The 14,937-nt window shown below is 73.2% G+C and carries 7 protein-coding genes; 6 read left to right on the top strand and 1 reads right to left on the bottom strand.

Annotated features, from left to right (window positions below; translation table 11 throughout):
- Nucleotides 1–25 precede the first annotated feature (25 nt).
- From AB0412_RS28620 to fxsT, 6 genes are all read left to right on the top strand, one after another.
- Nucleotides 26–961 (top strand): LysR family transcriptional regulator, encoded by a 936-nt coding sequence (locus tag AB0412_RS28620; RefSeq protein ID WP_366405482.1) that lies wholly within the window; start codon nt 26–28, stop codon nt 959–961.
- Nucleotides 962–1,097: 136 nt separating this feature from the next.
- Nucleotides 1,098–2,561 carry a 3' terminal RNA ribose 2'-O-methyltransferase Hen1 gene (locus tag AB0412_RS28615; protein WP_366405481.1) on the top strand — a complete coding sequence of 488 codons (1,464 nt, stop codon included), beginning with the start codon at nt 1,098–1,100 and terminating at the stop codon, nt 2,559–2,561.
- On the top strand, nt 2,558–5,098 hold the full coding sequence (locus AB0412_RS28610) for a polynucleotide kinase-phosphatase (protein ID WP_366405480.1): 2,541 nt from the start codon (nt 2,558–2,560) through the stop codon (nt 5,096–5,098). Before AB0412_RS28615 ends, AB0412_RS28610 begins: the two co-directional genes overlap by 4 nt.
- Before the next feature lie 157 nt (nt 5,099–5,255).
- The gene (locus AB0412_RS28605) at nt 5,256–6,803 is read left to right on the top strand and encodes a hypothetical protein (RefSeq protein WP_366405479.1); all 1,548 of its coding nucleotides are present in this window, start codon (nt 5,256–5,258) and stop codon (nt 6,801–6,803) included.
- Complete coding sequence (locus tag AB0412_RS28600) at nt 6,800–7,918, top strand: MoxR family ATPase (RefSeq protein WP_366405478.1); 1,119 nt, start codon at nt 6,800–6,802, stop codon at nt 7,916–7,918. The genes AB0412_RS28605 and AB0412_RS28600 overlap by 4 nt, the downstream gene beginning before the upstream one ends.
- A complete protein-coding gene (gene fxsT, locus AB0412_RS28595) occupies nt 7,919–12,565 on the top strand; it encodes an FxSxx-COOH system tetratricopeptide repeat protein (protein WP_366405477.1) in 4,647 nt (1,548 codons plus the stop codon).
- Between the two features lie 111 nt (nt 12,566–12,676).
- On the opposite strand, the gene AB0412_RS28590 is transcribed toward fxsT, so the two are convergent.
- Complete coding sequence (locus AB0412_RS28590; protein ID WP_366405476.1) at nt 12,677–14,017, bottom strand: cation:proton antiporter; 1,341 nt, start codon at nt 14,015–14,017, stop codon at nt 12,677–12,679.
- Nucleotides 14,018–14,937 lie beyond the last annotated feature (920 nt).

The following is a 14,937-nucleotide window of genomic DNA, read 5'->3' as shown; positions in this document are numbered from 1 at the left end:
GTGCCCCGATATAGAGTCCGTCGATATGGGCACCTTCGACCTCAACCTGGCCCGCGTCTTCGTCCTGCTGTACGAGACGGGGAGCGTCACGGCCACCGCCGAGACGCTCCACGTCACCCAGCCGACCGTCAGCTACAGCCTGGCCAAGCTCCGCCGGCACTTCGACGACGAGCTGTTCCGCCGCAACGGGCGCGGTCTGACCCCGACGGCCGGTGCCCGGCGGCTGTACGAGCCGCTGCAGCGCGCCCTGGCGGACATCGACGTGACGGTCCGGCAGGCCGACGTCTTCGACCCCGAGACCATGTCGGGCCGCTTCACCATCGCCCTGTCCGACCTCGGCGAGGCGACGCTGCTGCCGAGGCTGCTCGCCGCGGCCCGCGACCGGGCACCCGGGGTGTCCTTCACCGTCCGGCCGTTCGACGTCGAGGACGCCGAGAGCCAGCTGCGCCGGGGTGACCTCGACGCGTTCGTGGCCACCCCGGTGATCACCTCGCACCGCACCGTGCGCATCCCGCTCTTCCAGGAGCGCTACGTCCTCATGATCGCCGCCGACCATCCGCGCATCCGGGGCGACGCGGTCACGCTGTGCGACCTGGCCGCCGAGCACCACGCGACCGTCTTCGGACCGAGCGGGCACGTCACGCCGCGGGCCGTGCTGGCCGCGCACGGGCTGCTCGAGCGGGTCGCCGTGGACGCCACCCGCTTCTCGATGCTGCCCTATCTGCTGGAGCAGACCGACCTGATCGCGATCGTCCCCGAGTACGTCGGGGAGGTGTTCACCGCCTCCCACCGGGTGCGCCTGGTGCGGCTGCCGTTCGAGACCGACCCGATCGAGGTCGCCCTGTACGCCCGCCACGAGTCCTCGCGCAGCCCGGCCCAGCGGTGGCTCGTGCGGTTCATGACCGAGGTGCTGGGCGAGCTGGTGAGCCCGGCCCAGCTGCCGTCGTCGGCGGCGCACTGACACGGCGCCGTCCCGGTTCCTCGAAGCCGCCGGAAAAATCCCGGAGATACCCGCCCACCGTGCCTGTACGGTGACCAGGCGCGCCGGATACCCGCGTGTACCCGCAGTTCAGAAGGTGTTTCGAGGTGTAACCACCGTGTTCCTGACCATCAGTACCACCGGCGTCCCCGAACGCCCCGCGACCGACCTCGGCTTCCTGCTGCACAAGCATCCCGGGAAAGCGCAGGCGTTCTCGACCTCCTACGGCACGGCGCAGGTCTTCTACCCCGAGGCCGGCGCCGAACGCTGCACGGTGGCGCTGCTGCTGGAGGTGGACGCGGTGGCACTGGTCCGGCGCGGCAAGGGCAAGGGCCGCGGCGGCGCGCCCGACGCCGCGCTCGCGCAGTACGTCAACGACCGCCCGTACGCGGCCTCCTCCCTCCTCGCCGTCGCGCTGAGCAACGTCTTCTCCAGCGCCATGCGCGGTGTGTGCGCCGCCCGACCGGAGCTGCCCGCACAGCCGCGTCCGCTGCGCGTCGAGGTGCCCGCGCTGCCCGCCCGAGGCGGCCCCGACCTCGTACGCAAGCTCTTCGAACCGCTCGGCTGGACGGTCGACGCCCAGCCGGTCGCGCTGGACAGCGACTTCCCCGAGTGGGGCGACTCCCGCTACGTGCGGCTCGCCCTCGAAGCCGGCACCCTCACCCTCGCCGAGGCCCTGCGCCACCTCTACGTGCTGCTCCCGGTCCTCGACGACACCAAGCACTACTGGGTCTCGGCCGACGAGGTGGACAAGCTGCTGCGGGCCGGTGAGGGCTGGCTCCCCGCGCACCCGGAGCAGAAGCTGATCACCAGCCGGTATCTCTCCCGCCGCTGGTCCCTGACCCGCGCGGCGATGGAGCGGCTGGAGCTGGTCCGGCTGGCCGAGGCGGACGACAGCGAGGTCGACGAGATCGACAACGCCGTCGAGGCGGAGAGCGAGACCGAGGAGAAGCCGGCCCCGCTCGCCGTGCAGCGGCGGGACGCCGTCGTGGCCGCCCTGCGCGCCGCCGGTGCCGCCCGGGTGCTCGATCTCGGCTGCGGACAGGGGCAGTTGGTGCAGGAGCTGCTGCGTGACCCGGCGTTCACCGAGATCGTGGGCGTCGATGTGTCGATGCGCGCGCTCACCATCGCCTCCCGGCGGCTCAAGCTGGACCGCATGGGGGAGCGGCAGGCGTCCCGCGTCACACTGTTCCAGGGCTCCCTCGCGTACACCGACCGCCGGCTCAAGGGCTACGACGCGGCCGTGCTCAGCGAGGTGATCGAGCACCTCGACCTGCCGCGGCTGCCCGCCCTGGAGTACGCCGTGTTCGGCGCCGCCCGCCCCCGCACGGTCCTCGTGACCACCCCGAACGTCGAGTACAACGTGCGCTGGGAGAGCCTGCCGGCCGGCCACGTCCGGCACGGCGACCACCGCTTCGAGTGGACCCGCGCCGAGTTCCGCGCCTGGGCCGAGGCGGTGGCCGAACGGCACGGCTACCGCGTGGAGTTCGCCCCCGTCGGGCCGGACGACCCCGAGGTCGGACCGCCCACCCAGATGGCCGTGTTCACGATCGAGACCGCGAAGGAGGCGAAGGCCGCATGACCGAGACGACCGCGGGGCGGGTCCTGCCCGTCACCGACCTCTCCCTCGTGGTGCTCGTCGGCGCCTCCGGCTCCGGCAAGTCCACCTTCGCCCGACGCCACTTCAAGCCCACCGAGGTCATATCCTCCGACTTCTGCCGAGGCCTGGTCTCCGACGACGAGAACGACCAGAGCGCCACCCGGGACGCCTTCGACGTCCTGCACTACATCGCCGGCAAGCGCCTCGCCGCCGGGCGCCGCACGGTCGTCGACGCCACCAGCGTCCAGTCCGACGCCCGGCGTCAGCTGATCGACCTGGCCCGGCAGCACGACGTACTGCCCATAGCCATCGTGCTCGACGTCCCCGAGGAGGTGTGCGCCGAGCGCAACGCCGCCCGCACCGACCGCGCCGACATGCCCCGCCGGGTCATCCAGCGCCACACCCGCGAACTGCGCCGCTCGCTGCGGCACCTGGAGCGCGAGGGCTTCCGCAAGGTGCACGTGCTGCGCGGCGTCGAGGAGATCGAGCACGCCACGATCGTCACCGAGAAGCGGTTCAACGACCTCACCCACCTCACCGGCCCGTTCGACATCATCGGCGACATCCACGGCTGCTCCGCCGAACTGGAGTCACTGCTCGGCAAGCTGGGCTACGTCGACGGGGTGCACCCCGAGGGCCGCACGGCCGTGTTCGTCGGCGACCTCGTCGACCGCGGCCCGGACAGCCCCGGTGTGCTGCGCCGCGTGATGGCCATGGTCAAGTCGGGCAACGCCCTGTGCGTGCCCGGCAACCACGAGAACAAGTTCGGCCGCTACCTCAAGGGCCGCAAGGTCCAGCACACCCACGGACTCGCCGAGACCGTCGCGCAGATGGAGGGCGAGAGCGAGGAGTTCCGCGCCGAGGTACGGGAGTTCATCGACGGCCTGGTCAGCCACTACGTCCTCGACGGCGGGCGGCTGGTGGTGTGCCACGCCGGTCTGCCGGAGAAGTACCACGGCCGCACCTCCGGCCGGGTGCGCAGCCACGCCCTGTACGGCGACACCACCGGCGAGACCGACGAGTTCGGGCTGCCCGTGCGCTACCCGTGGGCCGAGGACTACCGCGGCCGGGCGGCCGTCGTCTACGGCCACACCCCGGTCCCGGAGGCGACCTGGCTGAACAACACCATCTGCCTGGACACCGGCGCCGTTTTCGGCGGCAAGCTGACCGCGCTGCGCTGGCCGGAGCGGGAGATCGTCGACGTACCGGCCGAGCGGGTCTGGTACGAACCGGTGAAGCCGCTGCGCACCGAGGCCCCCGGCGGGCACGAGGGACGCCCGCTGGACCTCGCCGACGTGCACGGCCGCCGGGTCGTGGAGACCCGCCACCAGGGGCGGATCGCGGTCCGTGAGGAGAACGCCGCCGCCGCGCTGGAGGTGATGAGCCGCTTCGCCATCGACCCGCGCCTGCTGCCGTACCTCCCGCCGACCATGGCACCCACGGCCACCTCGCACCTCGACGGCTATCTGGAGCACCCCGTCGAGGCGTTCGCCCAGTACGCGGCGGACGGGGTGGCTCGGGTGGTGTGCGAGGAGAAGCACATGGGCTCGCGTGCGGTGGCCCTGGTCTGCCGGGACGCGGAAGCCGCCCGACGCCGCTTCGGGGTGGACGGCGCCACCGGTTCGCTCTACACCCGCACCGGCCGCCCGTTCTTCGACGACGACTCCGTCACGGAGGAGATCCTCGGCCGGCTGCGCACCGCGGTCGGCGAGGCCGGGCTGTGGGACGAACTCGCCACCGACTGGCTGCTGCTGGACGCCGAGTTGATGCCCTGGTCGCTGAAGGCGTCCGGGCTGCTGCGCTCGCAGTACGCCGCGGTAGGCGCCGCGTCCGGCGCTGCCTTCCCGCCCGCGCTGGCAGCCCTGGAGACGGCGGCGGCCCGGGGCGTGGACGTGACGGACCTGCTGGACCGGCAGCGGGAACGCGCCGACGCGGCGGCCGCGTTCACCGACGCCTACCGGCGCTACTGCTGGACCACCGACGGCCTGGACGGCGTACGGCTCGCCCCGTTCCAGATCCTCGCCGTCCAGGGCCGCAGCCTGGCCGCGCTGCCGCACGACGAGCAGCTCGCGCTGATCGACCGCCTGGTCGAGCACGACGGCACCGGACTGCTGCAGACCACCCGCCGCCTCTACGTCGACACCGCCGACCCGGAGTCGGTGCGGGCCGGTACCGACTGGTGGCTGGAGATGACCGGACGCGGCGGCGAGGGCATGGTCGTCAAGCCGGTCGGCGCGCTGGTCAGGGACGACAAGGGCCGGCTGGTGCAGCCCGGCATCAAGTGCCGCGGCCGCGAGTACCTGCGGATCATCTACGGGCCCGAGTACACCCGCCCGGAGAACCTGGCCCGGCTGCGCGGCCGGTTCCTGAACCACAAGCGGTCCCTCGCGATCCGCGAGTACGCGCTCGGTCTGGAGGCGCTGGACCGCCTCGCCGAGGGCGAACCGCTGTGGCGGGTGCACGAGGCGGTCTTCGGTGTCCTCGCACTGGAGTCCGAGCCGGTCGACCCGCGGTTGTAGGCCACGGACGCGCATGATTCCGGCCGAGTGCCCCTCCAGCGGGACGCTCGGCCGGACTTCATGCCTCCGGGCCTCACTCGTCCCTGGTTAACCGTCAGTTGCCGTGCTAACTTCGCAGGTCGGTCAGGCAGGCGAACCGACTCATGGGGGACAGTCGGTGGAGAACGGCGAGGGGTTCGGCGGACCCGAGGGCGGGGTGCCGCCCGGGCAAGGTCTGGAACTGCTGTTACGGGTCACCGCTGCCCTGTGCGAACTGGGCTGCATGGAGGACGCGCGGGGGCGCGTGCAGTTCGCCACGGTGCTCGGTGAACAGCTGGGCCGGACGATCGACGTGCGCGGTGTGCGGCTGCGTGAGGACGCCGTGGCCATGGCCCGCGCCGCGCTGAACGTGCCGGGCGGGGAACGCGTACTGGTGAGGGTGGTCGAGGTCTTCGAAGGGGCCGCGCCGGCCGACGAACTCGACCGGCTGCTCCCGGCCGCCGCCCCGCCGCCGTCCGCCCACACCCCGCCCGGTCCGCTCTCCCGCCACGACGCCGGCACCGCGCGTGGTCTGCTCGCCGACGCGAAGGGCGAGGTGTCCGCCGCCCGGCTGCGGGACCGGCTGGCCGACGAGCTCAACGGCCTCTATCTGCCCGCCGGGCTCTCCCCCGAGCAGTTGTTCGCCCACGTGCTGGAGTGGAACGCCCAGCCGGACGGGTTACCGCCGGGGGTGATCCTGGTCGACGTGGCGGCCTCCCTCGCCGCCACGCCCGGTCTGCGCAGCCCCCTGACCAAATGGGTCGACGGCTGGGCCCAGCGCGCCGGCCTGACCGCCGCGGTGGCCGAGCGCCGCACCGCCCGCCCCACGACGGACTTCGACCCGGACATCCCCTGCTGTCTGATCGTCGCCGTGGAACCCGCCCGCGACGGCACCGGCGACATCGTCGTACGGCCCTGGCTCAACACCGTCCCCGGCCACTGGGACCCCCAGCCCGGCGAACCGGCCACCACCACCCTGGACGGCCTCGGCGACGCCGTCGACCAGGCCCTGAGACAGGGCGCCCGCCTGTGGTCCGCCCCGCCCGAACCGGACCCGTCCGGCCGTGACCAGCCGACGTACGTGGAGTTCGTCCTGCCGTACGACCTGCTCAATCACGACGTCGCCGGTCTGACCTTCCGCGTCGGCCACGGCCGCCCGCTCCCGCTCGGCCTGCGCTACGGCGTGCATCTGCGCAGCCTCGAACGGATGCGCAGCGACGACGTGCTGGTGAGGCGGCAGTGGCAGGAACGCTGGCGCCGGCTGCGCCGGCACGGCGTGACCGTGCACGGCTGGACCGCCGCCGACGCCCAGCGGCTCGACGCCTGGCAGACCTCGCTCGCCGGGGAGAGCGGACACACCGCCGTGGTCCTGGACGCCCCCGCCGACACGCCCGCCCTCGAGGCGCTCAAGGCCGCCATCGCCGAGGGCATCGCGCTGGCCATATGGGACCGCCGCGGCGTGTTCGCCGAGGAGCGGCGCGAGGTCGTCACCGCGGTGTTCGCCTCCGTACCGTTCGCCACACAGATCCCGCTGGCCATCCACCGGCTGCGCAGGAAAGCCGTGGACCCCGAACGCAGTCCGGATCTGCTGGGGCGCCACATTGCCCTGTTCTGGGATGATCCGACGCGACTTGTTGACATCCACACCGACGACGGCGATCTCGCCAGCGAGGAGGCACCGGCATGACCGCGCAGGAGGAGCAGGCGTCCCCTTCCGGATCTCCGTCCGGCACGACCGCCCACCCGTCCGGCGCCCCTTCCCAGGACGGCTGGCGGGTCTTCCACGCCACCGGACAGGCGCCCCGCACCCCGCCGCGGCTGCCGCCGGCACCGCCCTGGCGCCGGTTCCGCGGCGAGCCGGTCCAGCCCGCGCCGCCGGACGACCCGGAAGCGGCGCTGCGCCGCCTCGGCCCCGACGAGGTCACCCCGCAGCTGGGCGCCGAGGAGATCGACGTCGTCAACGCCGCGCTGGTGCTGCGCAGGCCACTGCTGATCACCGGCCCGCCCGGCGTCGGCAAGTCCACCCTCGCCCATGTGATCGCCCGGGAACTCGGGCTCGGCCGGGTCCTGGAGTGGAACATCGTCAGCCGTACGTCGCTGAAGGACGGCCTGTACAACCACGACGCCATGGGGCGCGCCCAGGCCATCGCGGCCTGGCAGGCGGGACTGCGGGGGGCAGGCCCGGAGCAGCCCGAGGTGGCCGGCGTATTAAATGAACGTCAACTTCCGCCTCTCCTAGGGGATTTCATCACTCTCGGGCCCCTCGGCACCGCCCTCCTGCCCTACGATCGTCCCCGGGTGCTTCTTGTCGACGAGCTCGACAAGAGCGACATCGACCTGCCGAACGACCTGTTGCACGTCCTGGAGAACGGAAGCTATGACGTCCCGGAGCTGGTCCGCGACGCCGCCGACACCGCGAGCGTCCACACCAGCGACCCCGGCGTCCGGGCCGAGGTGCGCCAAGGGCGGGTCGAGTGCCGGGAGTTCCCGGTCGTGGTGATCACCAGCAACGGGGAACGGGAGTTCCCGGCCGCCTTCCGCCGGCGCTGCCTGCCGCTCGAACTGCGCACGCCCACCCGAGAACGCCTGCTCGCCATGGTGCAGCGGCACCTGGGGGAGCGGCCCGAGGGCACCGAGGACCTGGTGGACCTGTTCCTCCAGCGGGTCCACGCGGGCGGCACGCACTCCCTGGACCAGTTACTCAACGCTGTCCAGATCACTACCATGGGTGGTTTCCAGGTCGACGGCAACGGGCGTAAGCTCGTGGAAATGCTCCTCCGCGACCTCGCGAAGGGCCGCTGAATGAACAACGGCTTTCCCAGGGAGCGCGCATCCGGATCCGGCGGCGGACCCGAGTCGGGGTCGTCGCCTCCGTCGGCGTTCCCCGAATCCGTCGAGTACGCGAGCGAGTACCAAGGCCTCCTTGCTCCTGCCCTGGGCCATACCGCCCCGCAGGACGTCCCGCGCTGGCAGGAGGTCGCCGACGCGGTGTGGCTCGCCGCGTACTGGGACCGCCACGGAGGCCCCGCCGCGGGCGGACCCCGAGCCGGGCAGCAGCGCAACGGCGGCCCTGCGCACCCGCGCGGCGACGACCGGGGGAAAGCCGCTGCCGCCCTCCCCGAGGACCGGCCCGCGGACGCGGACCAGCCGTCGACGGGTGCGGATTCGGCCGACTTTCCCGGCCCGGCCGACCGCTCCCCGGCCGCCGCTCCGGACCCGGCCGACGGCACGGAACCCGTCCGGCCGCCGCACGACGGAAGCGGCGACGCCCGCCCGCGCCGGTCCGCGGCCGGCCTCCCCGGCATCACCGATGTCGCCGACATCATGGACGGCTCCCCGGGCCCCGCACCCCTGCCCGCGGACGGCGGGCTGTTACCCGACCCCGAGGGCACCGCCACCCTGCACCTCGCCCGGCCGCTGCTCGCCGACGACGCCAACCAGCCGCAGCACGGCCCCGGACGCCGCACCGCCCAGCTCGCCCGCGCCCTGCACCTGCTCCAGCGCCGCGTGTCCTCCCGCGACACGCTGGAACTCGACGAGGAGACCACCGCCGAGCAGGGCGTCGCCGACGGTCTGTGGATGCCGTTCCTGCGGCCCGCCCGCACCACCGCCTTCGACCTGGTGCTGCTCGCCGACGACGCGCCCACCATGCGGATCTGGGAGGAGACGGTCACCCGGCTCGCCGAGGCCGCCGAACACAGTGGCGCCTTCCGCAGCGTGCGCACCGTCCGGGTCGTCCTGCCGCGCACCGGCTTGCCCACCCTGCACTGGACCAGCGGCGGCGCCGTCGCCGACCCTGCCGAGCTGATCGACGGCCGCGGCGGACGCGTCTTCCTCGTCGTCACCGACGGTCTCGCCCACGGCTGGGCTGCCCCCGCCGCCGACACCCTCCTCGGCCGCCTCGCGCACTCCGGCCCCACCGCCCTCGTCCACCTGCTCCCGCCCCACCTGCGCCACCGCAGCTCCCTCTACCCCCACCCCGCGGTCCTGGAGGCCGGCGGCTTCGGTGCGCCCAACGACGCCCTCGGACACTGGGCACCGCCCGGCGGCCCCGACCCCATGCGCACCCTGCCCGAGACCGGCGACGACTCCCTGCCCGTCCCGGTGCTCTCCCTCAAGCCCGGCTCGATCGCCGCCTGGGCCGACCTCGTCATCGGCGAACGCGGAGTACGCCGCTCCCTGCCCGTCGTCCTCGCCGGCACCCTCACCAAGGGCGCCCCCGCACCCGGCCTGCGCGCCCCGCGCTTCCCGCGCGCCGCGGCCGCCGCCGTGCGCCGCTTCTTCACCCTCGCCACGCCCGCCGCCCGCCGGCTCGCGACCCAACTGGCCGCCATTCCCTTCGACTTCGACCTCGTGGAGCAGCTGCGGCGCAAGGTCATGCCCGAGACCGGCCCGGACCACCTCGCCGAGATCCTCATGGGCGGACTCATCGACTGGGACAGCGGCGGCGAGGGCCGGCCCGAGTTCGCCGACGGCGTCCGCGAGGCGCTGCTCGCCGCCACCACCCGCACCCAACTCGCCCGCACCGTCAGCCTGGTGGGCGAACTGCCGGCCGCCGGTGAGCGCGGTGTCGCGCTGCGCGCCGCCCTGCGCGACCCGGTCGGCACCACGCTGCCCGACCCCGCCGAGGCCGGCTGGCTGCGCAGCGAACTCGCCGTGATGCGCGCCCTGTCCGGGCCGTACTCCGAACGGGCGAACCGTATCCAGCCCGACCCGTCCAGGCACCTGCCCGACGGGGCCGAACGGGTGGACGACGGTTTGTCGGAGACGCCACACCTAGGGGTGAACCACCCGGACGGCGGCGACTCCCACGACGATCAAGCAGGCAGTCATCCAGCGTCCGACCTTCCCGACGCATCTGGAGATCCCTTGCCGAGCCCGGTGACCGAGACCCCATACGAAGCCCCGGAGGCTGAGCCGCTCATGCAGAGCACCACGACCGCAACGCCGGCCCTTCTGGTGAACGTTCCGCTGAGGAACACCTCGTTCGTCGGCCGCCAGGCGTTGCTGAGGGCCGTGGAGGAGCAGCTCGGCGCCCAGGACACCGCGGCCGTCCTGCCGCACGCCCTGCACGGCCTCGGCGGTGTCGGCAAGTCCCAGCTGGCGCTCGAGTACATCTACACCCACCAGCACGACTACCGGGTCATCTGCTGGATCCCCGCCGAGCGCGAGAGCCTCATCCTGGCCGCGCTGGCCCAGCTCGCCGCCCAGCTGGGTGTCGCGCCCACCGGGCAGGACAGCCTCGGCGCCCCGGCCGCCAACACCGCCGTGCCCGCCGTACTGGAGGCCCTGCGCACCGGAAACCCGTTCGACAACTGGCTGCTCGTCTTCGACAACGCCGAGGACGTCGAGGCGGTGCGCCAGTACTTCCCGACCAACGGGCCCGGAAAGGTCATCGTCACCTCCCGGAACCGGGCCTGGGAGCGGGTCGCCACGCCGCTGCCGGTGAACGTCTTCGACCGCGAGGAGTCCATCGAGCTGCTCCAGAAGCGCTCGCCCGACCTCTCCGACGAGGACGCCGACCGGCTCGCCGAAGCCCTCGGCGACCTGCCGCTCGCGGTGGAGCAGGCGGGCGCCTGGCGCGCGGTGACCGGCATGCTCGTGGACGAGTACCTGGACCTGCTCGCCCAGCGCAGCCCGGAGATCCTGGAACTCGACCCGGCCCCGGACTACCCGGTCTCCGTCGCCGCCGCCTGGGACATCTCCCTGGAGCGGATCCGGGAGAACAACCCCGGCGCCCGGCAGCTGCTCGACATCTGCGCCAGCATGGCCCCCGAGCCCATCCCGCGGTCCATGCTGCGCGGCAGCCGGGGCGTCAACATCACGCCCGAGGTCGACCCGCTGCTGCGCGAGTCGATCAAGCTGAACCGCGCGGTGCGCGACCTCAGCCAGTTCTCCCTAGTGAAGGTCGACCCCCGGTCCGACACCCTGCAGATGCACCGCCTGCTGCAGACGGTGCTCCTCGCCAAACTCGACCGCGAACAGCGCGAACGCATGCGCGACGCGGCCCACCAGCTGCTGTCGGCGGCCAAGCCCGGCCACTACGCCTCGTCGCTCGAATGGCGCTCCTACCAGACGCTGCTGCCGCACATCCTCGCCTCCCAGGCGGTGACCAGCACCGACACCTATGTGCGCGAGCTGGTCTACGACACGGCGCTGTTCCTGTACTACTGGGGCGACCACGAGGGCGCCGTCGACCTCGCCCGCCAGGCCTGGAACGCCTGGCTCGCCGCCTCCGGCGAGGAGGACATCCACGTCATCCGCATCGCCAAGAACCTGGCGTTCACCCTGCGCCAGATCGGCCAGATCGCCGAGGCGATCCCGCTGAGCGAGAAGGCCCTGGAGGTCTCCCGGCGGCTCGACGACGTCGGCCCCGAGGACCTCATCGACTCGCTGTGCGAGATGGCCGACGCCCGTCGCTACCAGGGCCGGTTCACCGAGGCGCGGGACCTGGGCAAGGAGGCCACCGACCTGGCCCGTTCCCTGCTCGGCCTGGACGACCCGATCACGCTGCGCGCCACCCACAGCTGGGCGGTCGACCTGCGGCTGTGCGGGCAGTTCGGCGAGGCGCTGGCGCTGGACCAGGAGAACGCCCGGATGCGCGAGCTGATGTTCGGCCCGGCGAGCTTCCTCACCCTCAACACCCTCAACGGCCTCGCCATCGACATGCGCGAGAGCGGCGACTACCCGGGCGCCCGCGACTTCCAGGAGGACGTCTACCGGCGGGCCCGCACCGCCATGGGCGAGGAGCATCCGCTCACCCTGCGTGTCGCCCGCAACCTCGCCGTCTGCCGGCGCCGCGACGGAGCGCTCGACGAGGCCGTGAAACTCTCCGAGGAGACGCTGCGGCGGTTCATGGCCCGCTACGGCCCCGTGCACGCCGACTCGCTGTCGACCGCGATCAACCTCTCCGTCGACCGCCGGCTCGCCGGTGATCTGGAGAAGTCCCGCGAACAGGGTGAGGAGACCGCCCGGCGCTACGCGTCGCTGCTCGGCGACGATCACGCGTACACGCTGATGACGAAGGCCAACCTGGCGGCCACGCTGCGCGCGCTCGGTGCCCTGGACCGGGCCCAGGAGCTCGAGGAGGAGGCGGCCGGACGGCTGACCGAGACCCTGGGCGCCGAGCACGTGACCACCCTGACCGTCGCCATCGGCCAGGCCAACACCGCTTACGCGCAGCTGGACTTCGACCGGGCCCACGCCATCGACTCGGCCAATCTGCCGCGGCTCACCGAGGTCGCCGGCGCGGAGCACCCGCTGACCCTCGCCTGCACGGCGAACCTCGCACTGGATCTGCGGGGGCTCGGCCGGGGCGCGGAGGCCGATGAGATGCAGCGCACGGCGGTGGACGGATTCACCCGCGTGGTGCGGAGCGACCACCCGTGGCTCATGGCGGCCCGTCAGCGCCGCCGTATCGAGTGCGACATGGCCCCGATGCCGCTGTAGGCGGACCACGGGCGAGGCCGGGGCGGCACCGCGTGCCACCCCGGCCTTCGTACTGGACCGGCCGTGCGTCAGCTTCTGTCGGTGGTGCGTCCGCTCATGCCGGCGGTCGCGTCAGCTCATGTCGGCCACGGGAGCCGCGCGGGTCCCGTCCTGGCCCGCCGGCCGCTTCGGCGCGGTGTCGGTGTCGGTGTCGGTCTCGTAGGGCGGGCGGGTGCGCCGCTCGCGTTCGGCCAGGTGGCGGGTCAGGCGCAGCAGCGGCTGGGTCAGCAGGGTGGTGGCCAGGGCCATGAACACCAGGACCGTGTACAGACCGGGGCTGAGCAGGCCCGCCTGCAGTCCGGCGTTGAGGGCGATCAGCTCGGTGAGGCCGCGGGCGCTCAGCAGGACGCCCACCGTGCGCGCGTCGTGCCGGTCCAGTCCGCCCAGCCGGGCCGCCGCCGTACCGCTGCCGATCTTCGTGACCACCGCCAGCACGGTCACCACCAGCAGGGTGATCCAGCCCGCCGCGTCCATGGTGTGCAGCGCGACGGACCGTCCGGAGACGACGAAGAAGAACGGCAGCAGCAGGGAACTGACCTCGTGCATCGGCCGCAGCAGATCCGGATCGAGCGTGCCGCCCGGCTCCCGCGGCGCCACCACGCCCGCCAGCAGCGCACCGAAGATCACGTGCAGGCCCAGGGAGTGGGTCACCCAGGCGGAGCCGAGGGCGAAGCCGATGAGCAGCGCCAGGCGCAGCGAGGGGTCCATCCGCGTGCGCCACAGCAGCCGGCGCAGCAGCGGCCGGGCCGCGACGAGCATCAGGGCGACGAAGCCGACGGCGAGCACCACACGCCAGGGCCAGGCGAGGGCATGGTCGTCGCCGTTGTCCATCATCGCGCCGGCCAGTACCGTCCAGCAGACCACGTCGAGCAGTCCCGCCGCCGAGACCGCGACCACGCCGGGCACCGTCGGGGCCAGACCGTTCTCCCGCACGATCGCCGTCAGCACCGGCACCGCCGTTATCGACAGGGCGATCCCGGCGAACACCAGCACGGCCGGTGAGGGGTCACGCGGCATGCCGAGGCCGCTCAGCTGCTCGCGGAACAGCAGCGCAGCGCCGCTGCCCGCCGCCATCGGCACCACGAAGGAGGCCAGCGCCACGGTCACCGTCGTACGCGCCCGGTCGCCGAGGAGCTTCAGATCCAGCTCGTAGCCCACCGCGAACAGGAAGACCACCAGGGCGAACTGCGCGAACCCGGTCAGTGCCGTGTCGATCGCGTCGGGGAACAGCCACGCGTACGCGCCGGGTGCCGCGCTGCCGAGGAGCGAGGGACCGAGCGCTATGCCCGCCGCCAGCTGGCCGACGATGTACGGCTGCCCCATCCGCCGGGCCGCCCAGCCTCCGGCGTGCGCGGCCACCAGGATCAGGGCCGAGGCACCCACGATGTGCGTGATCAGCGCGTCAGGGCTCATGTGTCCCCCTCTCGTCCGGCACGTCCGGTCCGGCGGTCGGTGGGCCGGCCGGCCCGGTCGGGTCATCGCACGTATGCGCGACCTCAACTGTCAAAGAATATCCGGGATTTGACGGCGCATCGGAAGTCGTACACCGACCGTCCCCGTGTCACCCGGGGCATGGGGCGGCGGTCGTCCACGCCAGGGGGAGCGATGTGCCGTGCGCGGGGCGGCGGCCCGCCTCCGGTCCGCCGGGGGCGCCCGGAGGGGCGAGGCCACGGGTCGCGGCGTGCGCCCCTGGTGCCTCGCGCGACGGCCGCGGCGCCCGTGCATGCGGTCGTGCGCCTCTCGCGCGCCCCCTCGGGTCGGCACCGCGCCCTCCGGCCCCTCGCCCGCGGCCCCGCCGGGGCGTCGCCCGCCCGATCCGGAGGGACTGTTTCCGGCCGTACGGGCACGCCTCGCGGCTCTCACTGAAGCGGGCCGTACTCTGCCGTACCCCGCGATCCGGCCGTCCTGCCCCGAGCCTCCCTGGAGACCACCGGCCGGCGGCCCGGTCTCCCCGCCGCGCACCGGGCCGCCGCCCGCCGGGAGTTCGGGCGCGCCCCGCGCATACCCGCTGATAGCACACCCCGCCGAACGCCGCCCCGGCTGCGCCGCGCCGATCCCCCGCGTCACCGCGAGCCCGCCCCGTCACACCGGCGCCCGCCCGGACGGCACCGGCGGGCTCACCGGTCCCGCCCGGCCCCGCTCCCCGCGTTCGCGACGGCGTACGCCGACGGGCCCGCCCCGGGGTCGCGAACCCGGGGGAGAGGATGAACTCGCCGCGCTGTCAAGGGAGTTCGGGGACCCGCACGGGCATGCGTACGATGGACGATGATCAGGTGGCGTGATCGTACGGTTTTCGATGCGGGAATCAATGGCCATGATGGATTAGGACACGG

This window comes from Streptomyces sp. NPDC052012 (genome assembly GCF_040689265.1).
In the GTDB taxonomy this organism is placed as follows: Bacteria; Actinomycetota; Actinomycetes; order Streptomycetales; family Streptomycetaceae; genus Streptomyces.
The sequence above is the reverse complement of the archived record's forward strand: the minus strand, read 5'-3'. Positions and strand labels throughout refer to the sequence as shown.

Bases quoted from the DNA above. Each gene is read 5' to 3' on its own strand.
- AB0412_RS28620 (WP_366405482.1), top strand. From the start codon at position 26: ATGGGCACCTTCGACCTCAACCTGGCCCGCGTCTTCGTCCTGCTGTAC.
- AB0412_RS28610 (WP_366405480.1), top strand. From the start codon at position 2,558: ATGACCGAGACGACCGCGGGGCGGGTCCTGCCCGTCACCGACCTCTCC.
- AB0412_RS28600 (WP_366405478.1), top strand. From the start codon at position 6,800: ATGACCGCGCAGGAGGAGCAGGCGTCCCCTTCCGGATCTCCGTCCGGC.
- fxsT (WP_366405477.1), top strand. From the start codon at position 7,919: ATGAACAACGGCTTTCCCAGGGAGCGCGCATCCGGATCCGGCGGCGGA.
- AB0412_RS28590 (WP_366405476.1), bottom strand. From the start codon at position 14,017: ATGAGCCCTGACGCGCTGATCACGCACATCGTGGGTGCCTCGGCCCTG.